This window comes from Variovorax sp. JS1663 (assembly GCF_002157355.1).
GTDB lineage: Bacteria > Pseudomonadota > Gammaproteobacteria > Burkholderiales > Burkholderiaceae_C > Variovorax.
In genome coordinates this window covers 14,461-38,745 of sequence record NZ_LYMK01000056.1, presented here as the reverse complement: position 1 = coordinate 38,745, position 24,285 = coordinate 14,461, and the positions used below count along the sequence as shown (strand labels likewise).

Sequence of the window (24,285 nt, the reverse complement as noted above, 5' to 3'; positions counted from 1 at the left end):
ACGGCGATCGGAACGGCGATCAACGGCGGCAGTTTCGAAGAGAACCTGAAGGAGGGCCTGAAGAACGCGATCCTGGACACGATGGCGGCGCAATCCGCGTTCGCCGTTGGCACTCAGTTGGAGCCAGGCACTGCTGCCAATGCCCTGGCGCATGCCTTGGTCGGGTGCGCCGTCGGTGCTGCGCGAACCAATGGAAGCTGTGGTGCTGGCGCCATCGGTGCGGCGATCGGGGAGCTTGCGGCCAGCCTGTACGACCCCGGCGCCACCAATGTGCATGGCGACACCGTGAAGTTCGCGGCCATGATGGGTGGCATCGGCGCTGCTCTCGCGGGCCTCGATGCGGCGCGGATCAATCTCGCCAGCGAAGCCGGGGCCAACGCGGCAGCCAACAACTGGCTGGCCGCCCAGCAGCGGGAACGCATGGACAAGGAGCTCAAGGAGGCGAAGACGCCGCTGGATCAACTCCAGGTCATGGGCAAGTGGACGCTCGTGAGCGTCAAGCAGGATGCGCTGACAGCCTCGGGCGTCGGCAAGGGCCTGGTGGATGCGGGCATCAGCGACATCCAGGGGCTGGCGGACTTCCTGTCGAATCCAGTCGAAGGGCTCAACGGGCTGAAGCAGATCATCAGCAGTGCGGAGGCCAGACAGCAGCTCGGTGACAGCGTGTTCAGGGAACTGGACGCCAAGATCAACCGCATGAAGACCGCGCTGGAGGTGGGCGGTGATCAGAACGCGGAGCAACTGGGCAAGGACCTGGGCGGCCTGATCTGGCAGGTGGGCTCGGTGGTCACCGGCGCGGGTGCCGCGGCCAAGGGCGGCGTGGCATTGGCGAATGCGGCCGTGAGCCTCGGCACCCGGGTGCTGGAAGGCGCAGCGCTTCAGTTCATGAAGCTGGATGCGGGCGTGATCCGGGGCTTCAAGAGTGCGGATGAGATCAATGCCATGATGAAGGCTGCCGATGGGTGGAGCCCGGCGTGGACGTCTGGCTCCTCGGTGGCGGAGGTGACGATGAAACCGGGGACGACTGTGAGGATGGTGGTTACTGAGGCCGCCTTCAACGACATGCAGGTTGGGCAACTCAATCGAGCTTTTGGCGGCTGGGCAACATTCGATGACGTGCCGAATGCAGCCTATGCCAGGAATCAGCTCGCTATCACTTCTGATCTGACTGCCAAGTCCGGCCCCCTCTATGTGGTGGATGTTCAAGTGACGCGAGCAATCAATGCACAAGTAGGCACAGTCGGCGCACAAGGAACAGCATCGGGCGGGGGCAATCAGCTGCATTTCTTTGTGCCAAGAGACGATCGGACGGGTGTGTTCCGGTATGTTGTGGGGAGCGGGAGAGCACTGCAATGAGCAAAGCAGAAGTCTTCACACTTCACAACGAGCGCAAACAATCTGTGTTGATGCGCGATCTCAGCAGATGGAGAGATCCGTCCGATCCAAGCAATGATTTTTTTGGGCCGGTGGTCCGCTACACGTGGATAGTCGACGGTGTCGAGTACGAAAGAGTAGACAACACCAATCACATCTCCTTGCGCGAACTCCCCGACGCAAGTGGATTTATCTGCTTCGAGAGCGATTGGAAGCCTGACAACTGCTTGCTACTCGATGTTTACGGCAACGAGCGAACGCGCCTTACCGTGCCCTGGCAACTCACGAGGCCGCGAAACCCTGAATCGGCCAAGCCGCCGACCTCCTTTGCCCGCATCAGCAGTCCCTACATCAACCCTGCCGACGGCAAGGAAGGCCGATTCGGTGTCGAGGCATGGGTCGAGCATGCTGGCCAGTACTACTTCGAGTTGGACTATCACGCTGGCCAGTTTCTCTGGGGCAAGGAAATTAGAGATTGATCTCGTGCAATCTCGCCAGCGCCGACTTCGACCGAAAGCGCTCCAGTGCGATCTTCGATCCGGTGTTCATGCAGAACAGGGCCTCGGGCAGTGGCATCGACGTCAGGACCGACACGGCCGCGCCCAGCACCATCACCAGCAGCGAAGGCGGCGTCCTGCTGCAGGGCGCAGGCGTGGTCCACCTGCAGGGCGTGCAGGTCGCGGCCGTCGAAGGCCAAGACTCAGATTGGAGCTGGCCAAGTCTTGAGCAAGACCTTCAGCGTCTCGCGCCATGGCGATGCAGCCCGTGCGCTCGCCATAGCAGAGCGTCAAAGGCAACTGGAGCGACGGGCCGAACTTGCGGCAAGCCGTCGCGCATAGCCGGACTCGATCCGCCCCTAGGCCAGACGCCCGCTGGCCTGCCGCACCCGCAGCGTACTGCACACCGCCGCCACTGCCGCGCAGGCGGCGGCCAGGCCCAGCGCGATGAAGGGACCGCGGCCCTCGTGCGGCGCCCAGGTGCTGAAGATGCCGGCCAGCAGCACCGCGCCCAGCGTCTGGCCCGTGAGACGCGCCGTGCCCAGCATGCCGCTGGCGGCGCCGCTGCGGTGCGGCGGCGGCGAGGTCACGATGGTGTGGTTGTTGGGCGACTGGAACAGGCCGAAGCCCAGGCCGCACAGGGCCATGCGCCAGACGATGTCGGCATTGGTCGGCTGCGCCGGCAGCGTCGCCAGCAGCACCAGGCCCAGCGCCAGCAGGCTCAGGCCGATGCCGCCGAGCCAGCCATCAGGGTAGCGGCCGATCAGGCGGCCGGCGATCGGCGCCATCACCACGATGGCCAGCGGCCAGGCGGTGATCAGCAGGCCGGCCTGCACGTGCGTGCGGCCGTAGATGTCGAGCAGCAGGAAGGGCAGCGCGATGAAGGACAGCATCTGCGCGCAGAAGGCACCCACCGAGGTGCCCATGGACAGCGCGAACACCGGGATGCGCAGCAGGTCCACCGGGAACAGCGGCAGGGTCAGCGCGCGCTGGCGCCGCAGGTAGAAGAAGCCCACCGCCAGCCCGGCCGCCAGCAGCACCCAGGCACCGGACTGGGCGCCCTGCCCCGTCCCGTCGCGCACGCCGAGGCGATCGGCGCCGACGAAGACCAGCGCGAACATCAGCACGTTGAGCAGGACGTCGATCCATGAGAAGCGCGCGCCCTCGGCCGCAGCCGCGGCGGCGCGCGGGGCCGGCAACGCGCGGGCGCCCAACACCAGCACCAGCACGCCCAGCGGCAGGTTGAGCGCGAACAGCCAGGGCCAGGAGGCCACCGAAAGAATGGCCGCCGCCACGGAGGGCCCTGTGACCGAGGCACTGGCGACCACCATCGAGTTGATCGCCATGCCGCGCCCCAGCTGGTCGCGCGGATAGACCAGCCGCACCAGTGCCGTGTTGACGCTCATCAGCCCGGCCGCGCCCAGGCCCTGCAGCGCTCGGGCGGCGATCAGCGTGGCCAGCGAGTCGGCCAGCATCGCGCCGAGCGAGGCCAGCGCGAACAACCCCATGCCGACCAGGTACACGCGCCGGTAGCCGACCAGGTCACCGAGCGAGGCCAGGGGCAGCAGCATCACCAGCGTCGCGATCTGGTAGGCGTTGACCACCCAGATCGCATGCGCCGGATCGGCCTTCAGCTCGCGTGCGATGCCCGGCAGCGCCAGGTTGACGATGGTGCCGTCGAGCACCGCGACCGTGATGCCGAGGATGATGACCAGCATGGCCCAGCCGCGCTGCGGCGACGGCAGCCCGTCCGCGACCGGCGCCTCGCCGTGCTGCATCGGCTCAGCGTGCCGCATAAGCCTGCGGCCGGCGCCCGCCCAGCGTGAACCAGCACAGCACCAGCGCGATCAGCGCCCCGGCGGCCATGCCGCTGACCATGGGCAGCGGGCGGCCGTCGGTGAACAGCCCGACCACCGACATCGCCACCGCACCGGTCAGCATCTGCAGCGTGCCCATCAGCGCCGAGGCGGTGCCGGCGATGGCACCGTGTTCCTCCAGCGCCAGCACGGCGGTGGTGGGAATGACGAAGCCCATGAAGGCGCTGGCGATGAAGTACAGCGCGATCAGCACCGCCAGCCGGTCGCCGCCCGCGAGGTAGTAGAGGAACATCGCGAGCATCACCACGCCGCAGGCGCTGACGCTGGCCTTGACCACGCGCACGATGCCGAAGCGCTCGCACAACACGCCGTTGAGCTGGGCGGCGCCGAAGAAGGCGGCGGCGTTGATGCCGAAGGCCAGGCTGTAGAGCGTGGGCGAGAGGCCGTAGTGGTCGATCATCACGAAGGAGGAGTTCGCGAGGTAGGTGAAGAAGCCCGCCATCGCGAAGGCGCCAATGAAGACCAGGCCCAGGAAATGTCCGTCGCGCAGCAGCAGCCAGTAGGCGGCCAGCGCGCTGCCCAGGCTGCTCTCCACGCGCTCCTCGGCCGGCCGGGTCTCGCGCAGCGTGGCGGCCATCAGCGCCAGACCGGCCGCTGCGGCCAGGGTCACGGCCCAGAACACGCCGCGCCAGCCGGCCAGCGCGATCACCGCGCTGCCGGCCAGCGGCGCCAGGATGGGCGAGACGCTGAACACCAGCATCAGCAGCGACATCAGCCGGGCCGCGTCGTTGCCGGTGTGCAGGTCGCGCACCACCGCGCGCGGGATCGCCATGCCGGCGGCGGCGCCCAGGCCCTGCACGAAGCGCAGCGCGATCAAGGTCTGGATGTCGGTGGCCAGCGCGCAGCCGATGCTGGCCAGTGCGAACAAGCCGAGCCCGAAGTACAGCGGCGGCTTGCGGCCGACCATGTCCGACACCGGGCCGTACAGCAGCTGGCCCACGCCCAGTGAAATGAAGAAGGCCGTCAGGCTCATCTGCACCGGGCCGATGCCCGCGCCCAGGCTGCTGCCGATCTCGGGCAGCGCGGGCAGGTACATGTCGATCGCGAAAGGGCCGATGGCGGACAGCAGGCCCAGCACCAGCGCGATCCTGAGGAAGCGCGAGGAAATCATCGCCCGATTGTGACCAAGGTGGCAAAGGGCGACTGCGAGCGGAGCGCGTCCCGCTGTGCTAGGGCCTGCCCCATCCGGCGGTTGTGCCGAAGTTCGTCAGAAGAGCGGCTCGGTGTCACCCTCGGGCGGCCGCGCGCCTTCGATCATCAGCATCTTGAGCTTCGACACCGCGCCGCCATGGGCCGAGAAGCCGCCGGGCTTGCCGCCCGCGGCCAGCACGCGGTGGCAGGGCACCACCGGCGCGAAGGGGTTGTGGCCGAGCGCCTGGCCGACGGCGCGCGAGAGGCCCTTGTCGCCCAGCTCGGCCGCGATCTCGCCGTAGGTGCGGGTGCGGCCGGGGACGATGCGGCGCGCGACCTCGTAGACGCGCCGGTGGAAGTCCGAGACGCCTTCGTAGTCGAGCGCGATTTCGGCCAGGTCGCGCGGCTCGCCGTCGAGCAGTGCACGGATGCTCTCGCAGGCGGCCTGCACACCGGCGGGCGGCGCGGACTCCGGCACCTGCGGAAAGCGCCGCCGCATGCGCGCGCGGGTGGCGCCCTCCCCGTCCTCGGGCAACTGCACGCCGACGATGCCGCGCGCACCCCAGGCGATGCCGCAGGGCCCGATCGCGGTGTCGAACAGCGCGAAGCCCTCGGCGCTCATCGTCTCACTCGCCGCAGGGGTTGGCCGCGTTGGCCTGCTGCGCGCGGGCGCTGCGCGCGATGGCATCGGCCAGCCGCGCGGTGGCGCGCCGGGTGCCCAGCGCCAGCGCCTCGATGCCGCCCGGCACCGGCTCGGTCACGAAGAACTGGCAGCCGAGCGGCGCGCCCTCCTCCGTGCGGCGCAGGGTCCAGCTGAAGCCGGCGTCGACCCGGCTGCCCTCGATCGCGTCGAGCTGCTGCAACTGCACCGCGATGCGCAGCACCGGCTGGCCGCGCGGGCGCCCGCTCTTGGTCGCATCGACGGCGCCGAGGCGCTGCGCGATCCCGCTGGCCAGTGCGTCGCGCAGCTCGTTGTCGAAGGAAGAGGCCCAGCGGTGCTGCTCGAGGATGTCGACCTGCGGCCCGTCGGCGCCCTTCTGCCGCACCACCAGCTGCGGGCGCGCCAGGCGCTCGGGCATCGCCACCGGCGCCAGCTCGATGAACCCAACGGCAGCACCGGCAGCACCGGCGGCAGCGGCGGCACCGGCGGCAGCGGCCCGCGGTGCCGGCTCCGCCTCGGCCAGGCTGTAGTACCGCGGCGCGCTGCTCGTGGCGCAGCCGGCCAGCATCAGGAGAGCCGCGAGAGCGGCGGCCCGCGACGGGTGCTTGCTCATTTCTTCTTGTCCTCCGGTTTGCCGCGGATCAGCGATTCGGGATGCCGCTCGAGGTAATCGGTCAGGATGCGCAGCGAGTTCGCCGCGCGCGTCACTTCCTGCAGGGTCTGGCGCATGTCCTGCTGCAGGGGCGAGTCGTCGGCCAGCGTCTTCTCCGCGCTGCTGAGGGTCTTGCGCACGTCCTTCATGGCGGCGGCCATCTCGGGGCTCACGTCGTTCTTCAGGCTGGCGGCCAGCTGCTCGGCGCTGCCCAGCGTCTTGTCCAGCGTCGCCAGGGTCTTGCGCAGGTCGCGGCCGATCTCGTCGAAGGGCACCTTGTTGAGCTTGCGCGCGATCTCGCCCACCTGGGCCTGGATCTCGTCCAGGCTGTTGGGCACGGTGGGCAGCTCGATCGGGTTCTGGCCGATGTCGATCTTCACCGGCGCCGCCTTGGGGAAGAAGTCCAGCGCCACGTAGTTCTGGCCGGTCAGCAGGTTGCCGGTGCGCAGCTGGGCGCGCAGGCCCTTCTCGACCAGGAACTTCAGGCGTTCCAGCTGGGTGTAGCGCGACTCGCGCTGGTCGCCGAGGTTGCGGCGCAGGCGGTCGGGGTACACCTGGATCAGCACCGGCATGCGGAACTCGCGCGCCTGGCTGTCGAACTCGACGCCGATGGACTTGACCTCACCCAGCTCCACGCCGCGGAAGTCCACCACCGCGCCGGGCGAGAGCCCGCGCAGCGACTGGCTGAAGTACAGCAGCAGGGTCTGGGCGGGGCCGTCCGGCTCCTTCATGGCGGTGGCCTCGTCATCGGCCAGCGCGAACACGGTGTTCTCCTGCGCCGCCGGGCCCATCACGTCCTCGGGCGCCTGGAAGGCGATGCCGCCGAGCACGATGGTGGCCAGCGACTGGGTGCGCAGCTTCACGCCGTTGGCGCTGAGCTGCACGTCCAGGCCGCTGGCGTGCCAGAAACGCGTGTTGGCCCCGACGAACTTCTCGTAGGGTGCGTTGACGAACACGCGCAGCGTGACGCCGCGCCCGTCGCCGTCGAGCTCGTAGGCCGCGACCTGGCCCACCTTGATGCGCCGGAAGTAGACCGGCGAGCCGATGTCCAGCGAACCGACGTCGCGCGCACGCAGCAGGAACTGGCGGCCCGAGGCGTCGCGCGTGACGATGGGCGGCACCTCCAGGCCTGTGAACTCCCCCGCCGACTCCTCCGAGCTGCCGGCGTCGGCGCCGATGTAGGCGCCCGAGAGCAAGGTGCCCAGGCCCGAGATGCCCGAGGTGTCCAGCCGCGGGCGCACCACCCAGAAGCGGGTGTCCTGCGCGGTGAAGCTCTTGGCCTCCTTCTTGAGCTGCACCAGCACGCGCACGTGCGAACGGTCGTTGGCCAGGCGGATGGTCTGCACGGTGCCGATCTGCACGTCCTTGTACTTGACGGCGGTCTTGCCGGCCTCCAGACCCTCGGCGGACTTGAAGGTCAGCACCACCTCGGGCCCGCGCTCGACCAGGATGCGCGCCACCAGCGCGATGCCGACCAGCGCCGCGACGATGGGGATCAGCCAGATCAGCGAGGGCAGCCAGTTGCGGCGCCTCACGACCCTCGGATCGGCCAGCGGGCGCTTGTCTTGCTCTTGGTCACTCATGCAGTACGTTCCTTGCTCGGCATGCGGGGGTCGGGCTCCTCGTCTTCCATTACGTCGCGGCTGTCCCAGGTCAGGCGGGGGTCGAAGCTCAGCGAGGCCAGCATGGTCAGCACCACCACCGCGCCGAAGGCCGCGATGCCGACCCCGGCGGTGATCTCGGCGAAGCCCTGGATGCGCACCAGCCCGGCCAGCAGCGAGACCACGAACACGTCGAGCATGGACCAGCGGCCGATGATCTCGAGCATGTGGTAGAGCTTCGCGCGCTCGAGCTGCCGCCAGTCGCTGTGCCGCTGCGCCATCACGGCCAGCAGCACCAGTGCCGTGAGCTTGAACAGCGGCACCAGGAAGCTGGCGATGAAGATGATCGCCGCCAGCCCGTAGGAGCCCGAGACCCAGAAGAAGATCACGCCGCTGAGGATGGTGTCGTCCTGCGACCCGAGCAGGCTCTTGGTGATCATCACCGGCAGCAGGTTGGCCGGCACGTACAGGATGCAGGCCGCGATGAGGTAGGCCCAGGTGCGCTGCAGGCTGTGCGGCTTGCGGCGGTGCAGCCGGGTGCCGCAGCGCGCGCAGGGCTCGCCCTCGGCAGCGCCCTGCCAGACGGCGCCGCAATGCGGGCACGCCCGAAGGCCAAGCTCGGCGGCCGTGCGCAAGGGCTCCGTCATCCCCTCTGCCCCGGCCGCGGCTCGAAAGCCATTTCCCAGAAGGTGCGCGGGTTGAAGGCCAGCACCGCGGTCAGCAGCACCGTCAGGGCCACGAAGGCCCACAGCGCCGGCCCGGCGATCACCTGCGCCAGGCTGGAGAGCTTGACGATGGCGACCAGCACGCCCAGCAGGAAGACTTCGATCATTCCCCATGGCTGCAGCATCTGCAGCAGCTGCACGAGGACGTCGAAGCCGGCCGGCCGTGAAACCGTGAAGCCGCCCCCAGGCTCGTCACTTCGTGTACTTCGCGCACCCCCTCCTGAAGGAGGGGGCGAGCCCCTTCGGGCGGCCGGGCGGGGCTCCCGCGCCATCGGCACCAGCAGGTAGAGCAGGATGCACAGCTGCACCAGCGGAAACAGGATGGTCGTGGCCAGCACCAGCAGCGCCACCGGCGACATGCCCTCGCCGGCGAGCACCAGCACCGCGCCGGCCAGCGTGGTCTCGCTGCTCAGGCCCTGCAGCTCGATCTCGACGATGGGAAACAGGTTGGCGATGGCGAACAGGATCAGGCTGGCGACGGTGAGCGGCAGCACGCGCGCGGCCTGGTCGCCGGCATGGCGGTCGAGTTCGGTGCCGCAGCGGCTGCAGTGCGAGACCTCGCGCCGGCGCAGCCGCCGGCGGTGGTAGACCGCGTCGCAGCCTTCGCAGACGATGGCTTCGGGGACTTCCTTCATGAACGGGGCCTATTGTCCGCGAGTCGATCGGTGAGCTCCGAGGTCAGGAAATCGAGCAGCGCCCGCACCCGCGCCGGCAGGCGCCCGGCCTTGCCGAGGTAGACCGCATGGATGGGCACCCTGTCGTGCGGGTTGAACTCTTCCATCACCGGCACCAGCCGGCCGGCATCGATGTCGGCCTGGATGTGATAGAGCGACAGCCGCCCCAGGCCGATGCCTTCCAGCACCATGCGGCGCAGCGTCTCGCCGTCGCCGGCCCGCACCGAACCGGCCGCGGGCAGCTCGACCAGGCGCCCATCCACGCGCAGCGACCAGTCGGGCACATGGTGCCGGTAGGTGAAGCCGATGCGGTTGTGCGCCTCCAGCTCCTGCGGCGTACGCGGCGTGCCGTAGCGGTCGAGGTAGGCCGGTGAGGCGACGATGGCCTGTTCCGTGTCCAACAGGTGGCGCGCCACCAGGTCGGAGGCCGGCAGCGGACCCCATCGGATCGCGACGTCGGTGCGCTCGTCCATGAGGTCGACCACGCGATCGGTCAGAACGACGTCCAGCGTCACCTGCGGATGCAGTTCGAGGAAGCGCGGCAGCAGCGGCAGCAGCACGTGATGGCCGAAGGAGCAGCTGGCGTTGAGCCGCACCCGCCCGCGCGGCGCGGCGCCGGCCGCGGCGCAGCGCTCGGCCTCGTCCATGTCGGCCAGCACGCGCACGCTGCGCTCGTAGAAGTTCTGGCCCTCGGGCGTGAGCTGCAGCTTGCGGGTGGAGCGGTGCACCAGCTGCGTCGCCAGCCGCGCCTCCAGCCGCGCGACCAGCTTGCTGATGGCCGAAGGCGTCATGCCCAGCGCGCGCGCGCCGGCCGAGAAGCTGCCGCGGTCGACCACCTGGACGAAGGCTTCCATCTCGCCGGAACGGTTGATCTCGATGCGGGGCATGTCAGCACATAGCTCCGCCTCCACCCGTACCGCGTTGTCTCAAGAAGCCGTTCCTCGAGTGCACACGTGTGACCAGTTCCAACGAAACGGGTCCTGCCTTGCTGTTGCAAGCCAGCGCGTCTGAGCGCCCATCTTGCCCAACAGGCAAGGGTTCGACCGGGGTTCTTCGCTTTTGAGGTTTGGTGGATCGATGAGGCATCAATTTGCTCCCGGATGAGCGCATTGATTATGCAGAGAATGGCCGCGCTGACCGACGATCAGTGACTTGAACTCACCAATGCTTTTCTTTGCAACGATCTAGTCGAAGCACCCCGATGTCCGCACAGTACCGGACATCATGCCCATCGCACTCCTCGCCCTCACCGCCGGCGCCTTCGGCATCGGCACCACCGAATTCGTCATCATGGGCCTGCTGCTGCAGGTCTCGGCGGATCTTCATGTCTCCATCGCGGCCGCCGGGCTGCTGATCTCGGGCTACGCCCTCGGGGTCGCCGTCGGCGCGCCGCTGCTCACCATCGCCACCCGGCGCGCCTCGCGCAAGACCGTGCTGCTGGCGCTGATGGCGATCTTCACGCTCGGCAACGTCGCCTGCGCCCTGGCGCCGAGCTACGAGATGCTGATGGCCGCGCGGGTGATCACCTCGCTCGCGCACGGCACCTTCTTCGGCGTCGGCTCGGTGGTGGCCACCGGGGTGGTCGCGCCGGAGAAGCGCGCCTCGGCCATCGCCATCATGTTCACCGGCCTGACCGCCGCCACCATGCTCGGCGTGCCGGCCGGTGCCTGGCTGGGCCTGCATTTCGGCTGGCGCTCGACCTTCTGGGCGGTGGCGGCGATCGGCCTATTCGCCCTGGCCGTGCTGGCGGTCTTCGTGCCGCGCGATCGGGCCGAGCAACGGCCCGCGGCCCTTGCCGAGGAACTGGCGGTGCTGGCCCGGCCGCAGGTGCTGCTCGGCCTGGCCATGACGGTGCTGGGCTTTGCCGGCGTGTTCGCCGTCTTCACCTACATCCAGCCGCTGCTGACCCGCATCACCGGGCTGCCGGAGGCGGCGGTGTCGCCGCTGCTGCTGCTCTTCGGCGGCGGCCTGGCGGTCGGCAACATCCTCGGCGGCCGGCTGGCCGACCGGGCGCTGATGCCGGCGGTACTGGGCACGCTGGCGGCGCTGGCCGTGGTGCTGGCGCTGATGCAGCCCGCCCTGCAGACGGGCTGGACGGCCGGCCTCTTCGTCGCCCTGCTGGGGCTGGCGGCCTTCGCCACCGTCGCCCCGCTGCAGCTGCGTGTGCTGGAGAAGGCGGCCGGCGCCGGGCAGAACCTGGCCTCCAGCCTCAACATCGCGGCCTTCAACCTCGGCAACGCGCTCGGCGCCTGGGCCGGCGGCGCGGTGATCGACCACGGGCCCGGCCTCGGCGCGCTGGGCTGGGTGGCCGCGCTGTTGACGCTGGCCGGCCTGGGCATCGCGCTGTGGAGCCGCGTGCTGGACCGCCGCGAGCCGCCGCTGGAATGCGCCTCGGCGCGCGCCTGAACGTTCGACGCAGGCGGCTGGCGGGAGCACAATGAGGAGGCCATGCGCCTCCTCCTCGCTTTCGCCGTCGCCGCCCTGTTCGCGCCCCTGCCGGCCGCCGCCGAGGTGATCCGCTGCGCCGACGCCGCGGGCAATGTGAGCTACACCGACGGCCGCTGCGCTGCCGGCACGAAGCAGGTGGGCCGTGTCCAGCTCCAGGAGCCGGTGGCAATCAGCGAGTCCGACCGGCAGCGGCAGGCGCAGGAAGCCGAAGCGGCCGCCCGCGCCGGCGCGCAGCAGCGGCGCGAAGCGGCGGCCGCACCCGTGCCGCCGCCGCCGACGTCCTCGGGTCCGATCATCATCGACGGACGCGGCAACAGCGGTGGCAGCGGCAACAGCACCATTGCAGGCCGCGACGATGCCGGTGTGATGGACTACGGCTACCCCTACCCCGGCGTGTACCCGGCGCCTGCACGGCCGCGCGACATGCGCCCGCGCATCCGCTCGTGCGACGGCGCCGGCTGCCAGGACTCGCAGGGCAACCACTACAACCGCGCCGGCCAGTTGGACCGCTACCAGGGCATCGACGGCAAGACCTGCCGGCCGGTGGGCACCACCACCATCTGCCGCTGAGCCCTTCCGGCCCGAAGGGCTCGCAGGGCCTACAGCGCCGACAGCTGGCTGATGCTCCCGAAGTTGCTCTCGCCCAGCTGCGACTGCGTCGCCGCATTCACCAGCTGCACCCGGTTGCGCACCGCGAAGCGGCGCCGCAGCTGGCGCATGTGGTAGTCCACCGTGTGCGAGGACAGCTGCAGCCGGTAGGCGATCTCCTTGTCGCTGCGTCCCTGCAGCAGGTGCTCGAGGATGTACTGCTGCGTGGGCGACATGCCCGACATCTCCGCGCGCGCCGCCGGCGGCGCGGCCGGCACCCGCGCATGGCGCGAGAGGTACTCGTGCACGCTCAGGCCCAGCACCAGCGACTGGCCGACCACGCCCTCGGTGATCCAGCCGCGGCTGGGCGCGCTGGAGGTCAGGCTGATCAACGTGTGCTCGTTCACGTGCGTCGGCGAGGCCAGCCGGAAGAACAGGCCGCTGCGGATGCCGCTGGCGCGCAGGTCCTCCACGAAGCGGCGGCGCCGCGCGTGCGGGTCGGGGCCGGTGAGCGCGGCCTCCATCTGGTCGGTGTCCCACAGCAGAGGGAGGCTGGAGGCCGGCGCCTCGTGGTGCCGTGCATCCACCTCGTAGTGGCGCTGCGCGAAGTAGCGCCGCGCCCATTGCGGGTTGGCATAGCTGGTGAAGAAGCTGAGCGGCCATGACTGGCCCCGCACGTAGCTGACCGCGCCATAGCCCAGCCACTCGAAGCCGATCGCGTGCAGCATGCCGCGCACCAGGCGCACGCGCGCATCGGCGCTGCCGGCCTCCACCAGGTCGCGCACGATGCCCGGCAGCTCCGCGTGGCGCCCCACGATCTCGGGGCGGCACAGCTGCTCCTCGGCATAGAGCTGCGGCGGCGGGCCGCCGGTCACCCCGCCGGCTTCCACCGCGGCCTGCGGCGCCGGTGCGCTCGGCAAAGACGCGGCAGCCGCGCGCTGCAGGAGGGAAGACAGCATCATGGTCGGCTCACATTCATCTTCGTTCGGCCCCTTCCGGGCGTCCATTGAAATTGACGAGCCCCATCGATGCGCCGCGCGCATCGGTCGATGGCCACTCGCAGGGCTGCGGCTCGCTCGCCAAGGTAGCAAAGCCCCCGCGGCGCGCCTTGTAAATTCTTAACTCGGCGTCCGCGGTCTTGTAGGACACCGCCGCGTCAATCGCCCCGGGCGTCCACGCGGTGGCAGGCCACCCAGCGCCCGGCCGCCACCGGCGCCAGCGCCGGCGCCTCCTGCGCGCAGCGCGGCAGCGCCCGGTCGCAACGCGGATGAAAGTGGCAGCCGCGCGGCGGGTTCATCGGCGAAGGGATCTCCCCGCGGATCGCCACGAAACGCTTCCTGCGCACTTCCGGCCGCGGCGCCTCCGCCAGCAGGCCCTGGGTGTAGGGGTGCAGCGGCTCGCCGAAGATGTCCTCGGCGGGCGCCGACTCCACCACCCGGCCGAGGTACATCACCAGCACGCGGTCGCTGATGTGCCGCACCACGCCGAGGTCGTGGCTGATGAAGAGGTAGGTCAGCGCCAGTTCCTCGCGCAGCTGCATGAAGAGGTTGATCACCTGCGCCTGGATCGACACGTCGAGTGCTGCCACCGCCTCGTCGCAGATCAGCAGGTGCGGCCGCACGGCGAGCGCGCGGGCAATGCCGATGCGCGCGCGCTGCCCGCCCGAGAACTGGTGCGGAAAGCGCCGCATCAGCTGCGGGTCCAGCCCCACCCGCCGCAGCAGGCCGGCCACCAGCTCCTGCTGCTCGGAGGCCCTGGCCATGCCGTGGGCCACCGGCGCCTCGCCCACGATCTGCTGTACCCGCAGGCGCGGGTTGAGGCTGGCATAGGGGTCCTGGAACACCATCTGGATGCCGAGCATGTGGCGGCGGTAGGCGGCGGCCGGCAGCCGGGCCTGCAGCGCGGCGGTGTTCTCGCCCTGCCACCAGCGCTCGCCTTCGCTGAGCCCGTGCAGGCCAGCCGCCATGCGGCCCAGCGTGGACTTGCCACAGCCCGATTCGCCCACCAGGCCCACCACCTCGCCGCGGTTCACCGCGAGCGACACGCGATCGACCGCGTGCACGGTCTGCGTACCCAGGGGTGCCCCCAGCAGGTGGGCCAGACGCGCCGCGGCATCGGGTTTCTTGACGAAGCGCTTGGAGCCTTCGCGCAGCTCCAGCAAAGGGGTCGAGGTCTGCATTGGATCAGGCCGCCGTCGCGGCAGGGAGGGCATGGGGATGGAAGCAGCGCAGCTGCCGCTCGGGCAGGCGCGTCAGCGGTGGCGGCGCCGCGCGGCACTGCGCATCGGCGCGCGCGCAGCGGGCCTGGAAGGCGCAGCCCGGCGGCAATGCGAGCAGCGACGGCGTCATGCCCGGAATCTGCGCCAGCGGCCGCCCGCGCGGGTTGCGCGAGGGCGCGCTGGCGATCAGCCCGCGCGTGTACGGATGGCCCGGGCGCTCCAGCACCTGCGCCACGCCACCCTGCTCGACGATGCGCCCGGCATACATCACCGCCACCGTGTCGGCCAGGCCCGCCACCACCGACAGGTCGTGCGTGATCCAGATCAGCGCCGTGCCGGACTCGCGGCACAGGGCCTGCATCTCGGCCAGGATCTGGCCCTGGATGGTCACGTCCAGCGCCGTGGTCGGTTCGTCCGCGACGATCAGGTCGGGCTCGTTCAGCAGCGCGATCGCGATCGCCACCCGTTGCCGCATGCCGCCCGAGAACTGGTGCGGATAGGCCGCGAGCCGCTCCCGCGGCGAGGCGATGCCCACGCGCGCCAGCGCCGAAGCCGCGCGCTCGCGCGCCGCCTTCGCGCTGACCCGGTGATGGGCGCGCACCGCCTCGATCATCTGCGTATCGATGCGCAGCACCGGGTTGAGCGTCATCATCGGGTCCTGGAAGATCATCGCGACGCGGTTGCCGCGCACCTCGCGCAGCGCGCGCGGCGACAGCTGCAGCAGGTCGAGCACCTGGCCGTCGCGCTGCGTGAGCAGCACCTTGCCCGCGGTGACGCGGCCCGGCGGATCGAGCAGGCCCAGGATCGAGTAGCCCGTCATCGACTTGCCGGATCCGGACTCGCCCACCAGCCCGAGGACCTGCCCGCGCTCCACCCTGAACGAGACCCCGTCCACCGGCTTGACGACGCCGGCGCGGGTGAAGAAGCAGGTCTCCAGGCCTTCGACGATCAACGTGGGTGCCGTCATCGCGCTCATCCTTTGGCAAGCCGCGGGTTCAGCACGTCCCGCAGCTGGTCGGCCACCAGGTTGATGGCCAGGATGGTGAGCAGCAGCAGCACGCCCGGGTACACCGACATCCAGTGCTGGCCTGCGAGCAGCGAGGGCTGGCCGTTGGCGATCAGGAGGCCCAGCGAGGGCTCGGTGATCGGCACGCCGATGCCGAGGAAAGACAGCGTCGCCTCCAGCGAGATCGCATTGGCCACCTGCAGCGCCGCCACCACGATCACCGGCGGCAGGCAGTTCGGCAGCAGGTGGCGAAATACCACGCGCGCGCCCGACAGGCCCAGGCCCTGCGCGGCCTCGACGTATTCCCGGCGGCGCTCGACCAGCGCCGCGGCGCGCACGGTGCGCGCGTAGTAGGCCCACTGCACCGCCACCAGTGCCAGCGCCACGTTGCCCACGCCGGGCTTGAGAACCGTGATCAGCACCAGGGCCAGCAGGATGGCCGGGAAGGACAATTGGATGTCCACCACCCGCATCAGGAAGGCGTCGAGGCGCCCGCCCGCATAGGCGGCCAGCAGGCCCAGCGTGCTGCCCAGCGAGAGCGCGGCCAGCGTGGCGGCGATGCCGACGGCCAGCGAGATGCGCAGGCCGTAGAGCATGGCCGAGAGCATGTCGCGGCCCTGCTCGTCCGTGCCCAGCAGATAGAGGCGGCCGGCGTCACCGTGCGCGCCCGGCGGCAGCCGCGCATCCAGGATGTCGAGCTGCGCCAGGTCGTAGGGGTTCTGCGGCGCGATCAGCGGCGCGAACAGCGCGCCCAATGCCAACAGGAGCAGCACCAGCGCACCGGCCAGGGCAAGGCGCGACTCGGCGTACTGCCGCAGGAACAGTCGAAACGGCGATTCGGCGGCCTCAGCCGCGGCCTTTCCGTTCGCCGGGGCGGGCCGCTCGGCCGCCTCGCCCAGCGTGGCGAATTGCGTACTCATTGGGATGTCCTAGTGAAAGGGGTGAAAGGGAAAGCGCCTCAGGCCGCCGCCGCGTCGCCCAGCCGCACGCGCGGGTCCAGCGCCGAGTAGGCGATGTCCACCAGCAGGTTGAGCAGCGTGAACATCGCCACCACCACCAGCAGGTAGGCCACCACCACCGGCCGGTCGAGCAGGCCGATCGATTCGATGATCAGCTTGCCCGCGCCGGGCCAGGCGAAGATGGTCTCGGTCACGGCCGCGAAAGCCACCAGCGCGCCGAACTCCAGCGCCATCACCGTGACGATCGGCACCAGGATGTTCTTGAGCACGTGCACGCCGACCACCCGCGCCGGCGACAGACCCTTGGCGCGCGCGAACTTCACGTAGTCCTGCGTCAGCGCCTCGCGCGTGCCGGCCCGTGTGAGCCGGGTGACCAGCGCGAGCTTGAACAGCGCCAGATTGAGCGCCGGCAGCAGCAGGTGCTTCCAGCCTTCCACGCTGAAGAGCGAGAGCTGCACGCCGAGCACCTCGGTCGTGGGCCCGCGCCCGCCGGCCGGCAGCCAGCCCAGCTGCACCGAGAACAGCAGGATCAGCATCAGGCCCACCCAGAAGGTCGGGAGCGAGAAGCCGAGGATCGAGCCGGTCATGATCGCGCGCCCGGCGAAGGACTCGGGCTGCAGCCCGGCCCACAGGCCCAGCGGCAGGCCGATACCCATCGCGATGGCCATCGCGACCGCGGCCAGCTCCAGCGTGGCCGGCAGGCGCTCGAACACCAGCGCGAGGGCCGGCACGCCGTGCACGAAGGACTGGCCCAGGTCGCCGTGCAGCGCGCGCCAGAGGAAGTGGAGGTACTGCAGCGGCAGCGGCTGGTCCAGCCCCATGGACCGGACCAGCCGGGCCCGCTCGGCCTGGTCCGCATCCATGCTGATCAGGATGTCGGCCGGATTGCCGATCAGGTAGACGCTGGCGAAGACCAGCAGCGACATGGCGAAGAGCACGAGCAGGCTTTGCCCGAGGCGCCGGATCACGAAGGCGAGCATGGGAACCTTCAGCAGACGGGATGAGGCACGCGCCGCATCAGGTAGCCCAGGCAGTCCTGGCGGATGGCGCGCAGGTCGCGCGTGAGCATGGCGGCGATGGCCGGCTGCGCAAGAAGCAGCTGCGCGCCGGCCTGCTCGAACAGGCCCGCGATGCGCGCGCCGTCCAGCCCGAAGGCCTGCAGCGGCTCCACCGGCAGTGCGGCCCGCACCGATGCGATGGGGTGGCCCGCAGGCAGGTCGCGGAAATTGAGCGACTCGATCTCCGGCGACAGGCCGACGTCGGCCTCCGTGCCGTCGCAGGACAGCGAGAGCGCCTCCGCCACCTTCAGCACCGCGAAGGCCTGGTAGATCTCGAGCGGGCCGCCCTCGCCATCACCCTCCCCGTCCTCGAACAGCGACGGCGCCGCGCGCAGGCACTTGTCGATCAGCGCCGCCGCGCGGAACACGCCCTGGGCGCTGCCGATCTCGCCGCACTCGCAGCTGATGCTCGGGCAGATCGGCGCGAAGGCCGAGCCCAGCGAGGGCTGCGACTCGATCAGCAAGGCCAGCGGCGAGAACAGCCGCGCCAGCCGCTGGTGCTGCGGCGCAGTGCCGGGCAGGCAGCTGTAGAGCGGATTGCGGCCGGAGTTGTTGTGCAGGTCCAGCGCGGCGAAGGGCGCGCGCTGCTTCATGATCTCCACCACCGCCGCCGCCATGTGCTCATGGGGCGTGGCAGGCGGCGCGGTGGACCAGATGCGGTTGAAGTCCGGCTGCCCGTCGAGCCGGCGCACGCCGGCCCGCGCCGCGTCCACGTTGCCGACGAAGATCGACAGCGCCCGCGGCAGGTGGCGCGTACCGCGGCTGGCCAGCACCGATTGCAGCGCGCGCAGCCCCACGTCCTCATTGCCGTGCAGCAGGATCGAGACGAACAGCGGCCGCGGCTCGTCGCCGGGCAGGTGGATGAGGCTGGGCGCAGGCAGCACGCGATGCAGGTCGCGCGCGGACGCCATCATGAAGCCGGTGGGCAGGTGGTCGAGCTGCTGCAGCATGGGTGACTCGCCCTTCCCTCAATCCGGCCGGACCTGGTGGGCCAGCGTGAACTCGTCCACCCGCGGCACGAAGGCGATTCCCTTGCGCGCGGCCCAGGTCGCGACCTGGTGGTAGAGCGGGATGATGGCGGCGTCCTTCGCGAGCGCGAGCTCGGCCGCGTCCTGCAGCAGCTGCTCGCGCCGGCGGTCGTCCACCGTGCGCAGCGCCTCGGTCAGCAGCGCGTCGAAGGGCGGGCTGGCATAGCTGCTCCAGTTGGTCGCGCCCATGCCCTTGTCCTTGTCGGGCGTGCCCAGCAGGCCGCGCATCGCGCCCGAAGGCTCGCCGCCGCCCACGCCCCAGCCCAGCAGGCCGAAGCCGAGCTCCTTCTTCGAGGCGCGCCCCACGTAGGTCGACATCGGGGAGACCTGCACCTTGGTCGCGATGCCGCCGCGCGCGAGCATCTGGCCGATGGCCTGCACCACCTGCTCGTCGTTGATGTAGCGGTCGTTGGGGCCGAAGAGCGTGAGCCCGAAGCCTTCCGGGTAGCCCGCCTCGGCGAGCAATCGCCGCGCGCCGGGCACGTCGACCGGCTCCGGCTTCAGCCTCGGGTTGTGGCCGAACATGCCGGGCGGCGCGATGTTGCCGGTGGGCACGGCCAGCCGGTCCATCACCCGCTCGGCCAGCACCTTGCGGTCGATCAGCTTCGAGATGGCCTGGCGCACGCGCGCGTCCTTCAGCGGGTTGGCCGCAAGCGGCCGGCCCTCCTTGTCGGTGACGAAAGGCGAGCTGTCGCGGTGGTCGGTGTAGAGGAACATCACGCGGCTGGACACCTTGTCGAACACCGCGAGGTCCTTGTTCTGCCGGAACTGCGAGACCAGGTTGGCCTGCACGTTCTCGACCAGCTGCACGTCGCCCGACAGCAGCGCCGCCATGCGCGCCGAGTCGGCCGGCAGCATGCGCAGCGTCAGCGCCGACCAGGCCGGCTTCGCACCCCAGTAGTCGTCGAAGCGCGCGAACTGCACCGAGGCGCCGGGCGTGAACTTGACGATCCTGAAGGGGCCGGTGCCGGCATCGACCTTGACCTGGTTGAAGTCGTCCGTGCTCGCGCGCTCGGCCGCCTTCTTCGAGACGATGAAGATGCGCGTCAGGTCATTGGGCAGCAGCGGATACGGCGCGGCGGTGCTCAGCCGCACCGTCAGCCGGTCGATCGCCTTCCTGCCCGTGATGGCGCGCGTGTAGGTGGCGAAGGAGCTCGGGCTGTTGGCGATGGCCGCGGGCCGCTCGAGCGAGAACAGCACGTCCTCCGCGCTGAGGGTGCTGCCGTCGTGGAACTTCACGCCGTCGCGCAGCTTGAACTCCCAGGTGGTCTCGTCGACCGCGCGCCACGAGGCGGCCAGCGCGGGCACCAGGCGCGTGTCGGGGTCCAGGGCCACCAGGGTCTCGTAGGCATGGCTCACCACCGCGCTCACGGCATCGTTGTTGTAGAAGTGCGGGTCCACCGTGCTGGGGCTGCTGCTCAGGCCGATGCGCAATTCCTGCGCCGGCAGCGTGCAGGCGCACAGGGCCATCGCCGCCGCGCACAGCCAGTCGCGCAGGCGGCCTTGTCTCCATCTCATGGGTTCTTCTCCGGTTCGAAAACATTGGTTTGCACGAGCGCATTCCCCACGCACGCCGTGCATGGCGAAGATGCCGATCGCCCTTCACAGAATCGATCGGCACTGGCATGCTTGCGCCCCTTCGAATCGGTGAATCGACTGCGCCGCAATCGATGACCGCGAAATTACCAAGGGGCGACGCCGTCGCCTTGTAAATTCTTAAGGTCCGCTGGACCTGGGCTTCGATGGAACTCCTCGACTCCTGCTATTGGCGCGACGTGGACCTCGCAGGTCTGCAGTTCACGGCCAACCGCTTCATGCAGCGCGAGATCCGGCCGCACCGGCACGTGGGCTTCACGCTGTCCGTGTGCGACACCGAGCTGCACGTGCGCACCCCGCGCGGCACGACGGTGGTGCCGCCCGGCACGCTGCTGCGCATCGCGCCGCACGTGTGGCATTCGGTGCAGGCGCGCGGCACGCCCTGGCGCGAGGACGCGATGTACTGCAGCTTCGCGGTCGCGCGCTGCGTGAGCCCCGTGGAGGGAGACGACGCCGTCACCGCGCCCGCCGAGGGCGATGCGGCGGTGGCGGTGTTCTCGCAAGCCTCCACCGCGCAGGACTTCCTCGAATGCCACCGGCTGCTCCAGGAGGCCGCGCGCGGCAACGCCGAGGCCGGCGTCATCGGCCGCGTGCTGCTGCGCGAGCGGCTGGCGCAATGGATGCCGCGTCAGGCCGCCGAGCCGGCGGGCCTTGCCGGCGTGGTGGACAGCGGCGACGACCGCGTGAACCGCCTCTACGAGCTGATCGCCTCCGGCTTCCACCAGCGCCTCACGCTCGACGGCCTGGCCGAGGCGGTGGGATGGCACCCGGTGCACCTGCAGCGCCGCTTCAAGAGCGCCTGGGGCTTCACGCCGCACGAGCTGCTGGTGGGCCACCGCATCGAGTACGCGCGCGACCTGATCGCCGGCGGCGCGCTGGTCACCTACGCCGCGCATGCCGCCGGCTTCAGCGACCAGAGCCACCTGCACAAGACCTTCCTGAGCACCTACGCGGTGGTGCCCGGCGAATACCGGCGCCTCTCCGCGCTGGATGCGCTGCAGCCGCCTTCGGCGCGCAACGGCATCGTGGAATAGCCCGGCCGGCCTGGGCCTTCCAGGTCCCGACCGGACCGAAGCAAGACCGAAGTCCGACCGCTTCACGACGACTTCGCACGCCCGGGCCCCTAGTCTTGCGGCTGCCGATCCAGCCGACATGCACAGGGCCCAGCCATGAAACTTTCCGAATCGAACCTCACCCGCGAACTCTTCGACGAGGAGGGGCTGGACACCGTGTTCACCCACGCCCGCAACGTGATCACCTGCACCGTCATCATTGCGGCGGGGGTGTTCGCCACCCACCATCCGCTCCAGTCGCCCACGCCGGCCACCTGGACCATCCACTTCGCCGGCTATGCCGTCGCGGCCGTCGGCGTCCTGCTGCTGCTGCTCAACCTCTACGACGGCCTGCGCAGCCTGGCCAGGCGCCGGCACCCCACCCTGCTGCGGCTCGCCATGGTGCTGGCCTATGTCGGGCTGTCGGTGCGCCTGGTGCAGGTGTTCATGCTGTTCCGGCTGAACTGACTGGCGGCGCTCCCCTGTGGGGCTCTTGGAAGAGGAAGGCGCGAAACTGCGACACTACACAGCCTGATTCGGAGCACACCTCTTGCCATCCAGAGCCTCCCGCATTGCACTCTCGGCGTCGGCCGCCGCCATCGGAAGCATCGCCGCCTACTGGGCCCTTCTCGCGACGCGCCAGGGGCACATCCTGTTCAAGGCCGGCAGACTGCCCGTCGTCCACCTGTCCGAGGACTTCTCCACCTATTCGCACACCGTGCCGGGCGGCATGGTCCGCGGCTACGTCTACCACCCGCATGGCGAGGAGGCGCTGCAGGACCTGTTCATCTACTTCGCCGGCCGCGGCGAAGATGTGCGCGCGACCGCGCAGGCGCTGCACTGGCTGCCGGAGGGCTTCGGCTTCGCCGCGATCAACTACCGCGGCGTGGCCGACTCGGAGGGACACCCTTCCGAGCTCGCCTCGGTGCAGGACGCGGGCCAGCTCACCCGTCATCTGCGCCACGCGTTTCCGCACGCGCGTCTGCACGTGGTCGGCCGCAGCCTGGGCACGGGCGTGGCCATCCAGCTCGTGGCGCGGCAGGAGTTCGCGAGCCTGCAGCTGATCACGCCCTACGACTCGCTGCTCGAGGTGGCGAAGCGGCGCTTCCCGCTCGTGCCGCTGTCGCTGCTGCTGCGGCACCGCTTCGATTCGCTGTCGCACTGCAAGGAAGTCGCGGCGAAGACGCAGGTGCTGCTGGCGGAGCGCGACGACGTGGTCCCGCACGAGCGCTCGCACAAGCTGATCGATGCATGGCCCACGCCGGTCAGCGTGCAGACCATCGGCGGCTCGGACCATCACAACATCATGGGCCTCGAGGAGACCTGGCTGCGCCTCGTCGACTTCGCGCTCACGTCGGTGCTGCCGGAGCCGAAGGCGGCCTGAGTGCATCGCCCGTGGGCACGACGGTGTCCCAAACGGTTTTTATGCAATCCTTGCCCGGAAAAATTGTTTTTATGCACTGCTAACCCTTTTTATGGCTAGCATGGCGCATGGAAGCGAAAGTTTCGGGACCTCAAACCGCCCGCGCCGAGGGGATGGACCCCATCGGCGGCGCCTGGCTGGTGCGTGCGTTCGGCCTGGCGCTGGTCCAGCCGCTCTTTGTCCGCAGCGAAATAGGCCCGCGCAGACAGACCGTACTCCATCCGGCGTACCGGCGCGAGGTGCACCAGGAGCACATGCGGCCCGCGGCCACCCTGCAGGCGCACCTGACCTTCATGCTCAAGCACGAGGGGGCGCATCTCGAGCTCCTGGCCCGCCTCTTCGAGCGGATAGACGCGCAGCAGCTCGCTGACTGGTTGCGCGCGGAGCCGACAGGCCAATACGCCCGGCGCGCAGGTTTCTTTTACGAATGGCTCACTGGACGCGAGGTGCCGATCGAGAACGGCGTGGCCAGGGGGAACTACGTCGAGGCGCTGCATCCTGAAGACCAGCTCGTCGCGACCTCCAGCGTCACGGTGAGTCGCTGGCGTGTCCGGGACAACATGCCGGGAACGAAGGACTTCTGCCCCACCGTGCGCCTTGGACCTGCGGTCCGCGAGGCCCTGCAGTTCGATCTCGCCGGCGCGCTGGGCCGGGAAGAGGCCGAATTCGGCGCGGAGGTCCTTCGACGAAGCGCCGTGTGGATGACCCTTCGGGAGAGTCGCTCGAGCTTCCAGATCGAAGGAGAGCAAGACCAGGTGACGCGCGTCCAGCGATTCGCCGCCGTGATGGAAACGAGGACCGGCGCCGGCGATGCACCGCTCACGCCCGACGCCTTGGCCACGCTGCAAAAAGACATCCTGGGCGACGTGACCACCCTCGCCTCGTTCGGCCTTCGGCGCTCCCCTGTCTTCGTGGGACAAGCGGTTCACTTCGAGAACGTCGTTCACTACGTCGCCCCCGACTGGCCCGACGTGGCGCCCATGCTGGAGGGCCTGAAGACCTTCATCGAGCGAACAACGGGCGCGTCGCCGACCGCGCGCGCAGCGGTCGCCTCGTTCGGGTTCGTCTTCATCCATCCGCTGGCCGATGGCAATGGCCGTGTGCACCGGTTCCTGGTCAACGACGTCTTGCGCCGGGACGGGGCGATCCACGCGCCCTTCATCATTCCGATCTCGGCCCTGATCACCGAACATTCGGTGGAGCGCGCGCGCTACGACGCAGCGCTCGAGGCCTTCTCGCGCCCCCTCATGGACAGATATGCCGACCGGTACAGGTTCACAAGGGAACCGCAGGAGCAACCCGACGGCGTCCTGTCGAACTTTCAGTTCGACGCATACGCCGATGCCCGGCCAGCCTGGCGGTTCCCGGATCTGACAAGCCAGGTCGAATACACCGCCGGCCTGCTTCAGCGCACCATCCAGCAGGAGATGCATGCCCAGGCATTCGTCTTCCGCAGCATCGATCAGGCACGCTCGGCAGTGAAGGAGCTGATCGAAGGGCCGGATGCGGACATCGACGCGATCGTCCGATCGGCCCGCGAGAATGACGGCGTGCGCTCCGGCAAATTGGCGAAGCGCTTCCCCGCTTTGCAGAATGACGCCCTCTGGGCAAAGGTTGCGTCGGCGGTCTCGGACGCGTTCACTGCTGAAAAGCCTCAGCCTGATGAAGCAGCGGATGATCCGCCTTCGCGCCCGCCGATCGGGTGACCGGCGCCATG

Annotated in this window: 23 protein-coding genes; 8 read left to right on the top strand and 15 right to left on the bottom strand. The window is 69.7% G+C overall.

What is annotated here, in order from left to right; translation table 11 throughout:
• On the top strand, positions 1-1,356 hold a 1,356-nt coding region (locus A8M77_RS30570; RefSeq protein WP_192871704.1), incomplete at its 5' end, for a DUF637 domain-containing protein.
• Positions 1,353-1,853 carry a hypothetical protein gene (locus A8M77_RS35675; RefSeq protein ID WP_143694826.1) on the top strand — a complete coding sequence of 167 codons (501 nt, stop codon included), beginning with the start codon at positions 1,353-1,355 and terminating at the stop codon, positions 1,851-1,853. The genes A8M77_RS30570 and A8M77_RS35675, both read left to right, overlap by 4 nt.
• 377 nt (positions 1,854-2,230) lie before the next feature.
• Here A8M77_RS35675 and A8M77_RS30565 read toward each other — a convergent pair whose 3' ends face one another.
• From A8M77_RS30565 to A8M77_RS30530, 8 genes are all read right to left on the bottom strand, one after another.
• Positions 2,231-3,649 carry an MFS transporter gene (locus A8M77_RS30565; RefSeq protein WP_238137030.1) on the bottom strand — a complete coding sequence of 473 codons (1,419 nt, stop codon included), beginning with the start codon at positions 3,647-3,649 and terminating at the stop codon, positions 2,231-2,233.
• 4 nt (positions 3,650-3,653) lie between these two features.
• Positions 3,654-4,859, bottom strand: a complete 1,206-nt coding sequence (locus A8M77_RS30560) for a multidrug effflux MFS transporter (RefSeq protein WP_086925233.1) — start codon at positions 4,857-4,859, stop codon at positions 3,654-3,656.
• Positions 4,860-4,955: 96 nt separating this feature from the next.
• A complete protein-coding gene (locus A8M77_RS30555) occupies positions 4,956-5,501 on the bottom strand; it encodes a methylated-DNA--[protein]-cysteine S-methyltransferase (RefSeq protein ID WP_086925232.1) in 546 nt (181 codons plus the stop codon).
• Positions 5,502-5,505: 4 nt separating this feature from the next.
• Positions 5,506-6,153 (bottom strand): PqiC family protein, encoded by a 648-nt coding sequence (locus tag A8M77_RS30550; RefSeq protein ID WP_086925231.1) that lies wholly within the window; start codon positions 6,151-6,153, stop codon positions 5,506-5,508.
• Positions 6,150-7,775: a PqiB family protein gene (locus A8M77_RS30545; RefSeq protein WP_086925230.1), complete on the bottom strand. Its 1,626-nt coding sequence runs from the start codon at positions 7,773-7,775 to the stop codon at positions 6,150-6,152. The genes A8M77_RS30550 and A8M77_RS30545 overlap by 4 nt, the downstream gene beginning before the upstream one ends.
• On the bottom strand, positions 7,772-8,440 hold the full coding sequence (locus A8M77_RS30540; RefSeq protein WP_086925229.1) for a paraquat-inducible protein A: 669 nt from the start codon (positions 8,438-8,440) through the stop codon (positions 7,772-7,774). Before A8M77_RS30540 ends, A8M77_RS30545 begins: the two co-directional genes overlap by 4 nt.
• On the bottom strand, positions 8,437-9,153 hold the full coding sequence (locus A8M77_RS30535) for a paraquat-inducible protein A (RefSeq protein WP_086925228.1): 717 nt from the start codon (positions 9,151-9,153) through the stop codon (positions 8,437-8,439). The genes A8M77_RS30540 and A8M77_RS30535 overlap by 4 nt, the downstream gene beginning before the upstream one ends.
• A complete protein-coding gene (locus A8M77_RS30530) occupies positions 9,150-10,079 on the bottom strand; it encodes a LysR family transcriptional regulator (protein WP_086925227.1) in 930 nt (309 codons plus the stop codon). Before A8M77_RS30530 ends, A8M77_RS30535 begins: the two co-directional genes overlap by 4 nt.
• Positions 10,080-10,416: 337 nt before the next feature.
• Here A8M77_RS30530 and A8M77_RS30525 point away from each other — a divergent pair, with 337 nt between their 5' ends.
• Positions 10,417-11,598 carry an MFS transporter gene (locus tag A8M77_RS30525; RefSeq protein WP_086925226.1) on the top strand — a complete coding sequence of 394 codons (1,182 nt, stop codon included), beginning with the start codon at positions 10,417-10,419 and terminating at the stop codon, positions 11,596-11,598.
• Between the two features lie 42 nt (positions 11,599-11,640).
• Complete coding sequence (locus A8M77_RS30520) at positions 11,641-12,210, top strand: DUF4124 domain-containing protein (RefSeq protein WP_086925225.1); 570 nt, start codon at positions 11,641-11,643, stop codon at positions 12,208-12,210.
• Between the two features lie 29 nt (positions 12,211-12,239).
• Here the strand turns inward: A8M77_RS30520 and A8M77_RS30515 are convergent, their stop codons facing one another.
• From A8M77_RS30515 to A8M77_RS30485, 7 genes are all read right to left on the bottom strand, one after another.
• A complete protein-coding gene (locus tag A8M77_RS30515) occupies positions 12,240-13,190 on the bottom strand; it encodes a helix-turn-helix transcriptional regulator (protein WP_158101029.1) in 951 nt (316 codons plus the stop codon).
• A 194-nt stretch (positions 13,191-13,384) separates the two neighbouring features.
• On the bottom strand, positions 13,385-14,407 hold the full coding sequence (locus A8M77_RS30510) for an ABC transporter ATP-binding protein (RefSeq protein ID WP_086925223.1): 1,023 nt from the start codon (positions 14,405-14,407) through the stop codon (positions 13,385-13,387).
• Positions 14,408-14,411: 4 nt separating this feature from the next.
• Positions 14,412-15,413 (bottom strand): ABC transporter ATP-binding protein, encoded by a 1,002-nt coding sequence (locus tag A8M77_RS30505; RefSeq protein WP_086925222.1) that lies wholly within the window; start codon positions 15,411-15,413, stop codon positions 14,412-14,414.
• Positions 15,414-15,418: 5 nt separating this feature from the next.
• Positions 15,419-16,372, bottom strand: a complete 954-nt coding sequence (locus A8M77_RS30500; RefSeq protein WP_086925221.1) for an ABC transporter permease — start codon at positions 16,370-16,372, stop codon at positions 15,419-15,421.
• Between the two features lie 38 nt (positions 16,373-16,410).
• Entirely contained in the window at positions 16,411-17,391 is a 981-nt protein-coding gene (locus A8M77_RS30495; protein WP_086925220.1) for an ABC transporter permease, read from the bottom strand.
• An 8-nt stretch (positions 17,392-17,399) separates the two neighbouring features.
• A complete protein-coding gene (locus A8M77_RS30490) occupies positions 17,400-18,419 on the bottom strand; it encodes a M14 family metallopeptidase (protein ID WP_086925219.1) in 1,020 nt (339 codons plus the stop codon).
• An 18-nt stretch (positions 18,420-18,437) separates the two neighbouring features.
• Complete coding sequence (locus tag A8M77_RS30485; protein WP_086925218.1) at positions 18,438-20,015, bottom strand: ABC transporter substrate-binding protein; 1,578 nt, start codon at positions 20,013-20,015, stop codon at positions 18,438-18,440.
• A gap of 224 nt (positions 20,016-20,239) precedes the next feature.
• Between A8M77_RS30485 and A8M77_RS30480 the strand changes: the two genes are divergently transcribed.
• From A8M77_RS30480 to A8M77_RS30465, 4 genes are all read left to right on the top strand, one after another.
• The gene (locus A8M77_RS30480; protein ID WP_086925217.1) at positions 20,240-21,127 is read left to right on the top strand and encodes an AraC family transcriptional regulator; all 888 of its coding nucleotides are present in this window, start codon (positions 20,240-20,242) and stop codon (positions 21,125-21,127) included.
• Between the two features lie 135 nt (positions 21,128-21,262).
• Entirely contained in the window at positions 21,263-21,613 is a 351-nt protein-coding gene (locus tag A8M77_RS30475; RefSeq protein WP_086925216.1) for a hypothetical protein, read from the top strand.
• 82 nt (positions 21,614-21,695) lie between these two features.
• Positions 21,696-22,529, top strand: coding sequence for an alpha/beta hydrolase (locus A8M77_RS30470; protein WP_086925215.1), 834 nt, complete (start codon positions 21,696-21,698; stop codon positions 22,527-22,529).
• A gap of 107 nt (positions 22,530-22,636) precedes the next feature.
• Entirely contained in the window at positions 22,637-24,274 is a 1,638-nt protein-coding gene (locus A8M77_RS30465) for a Fic family protein (protein WP_238137029.1), read from the top strand.
• Positions 24,275-24,285 lie beyond the last annotated feature (11 nt).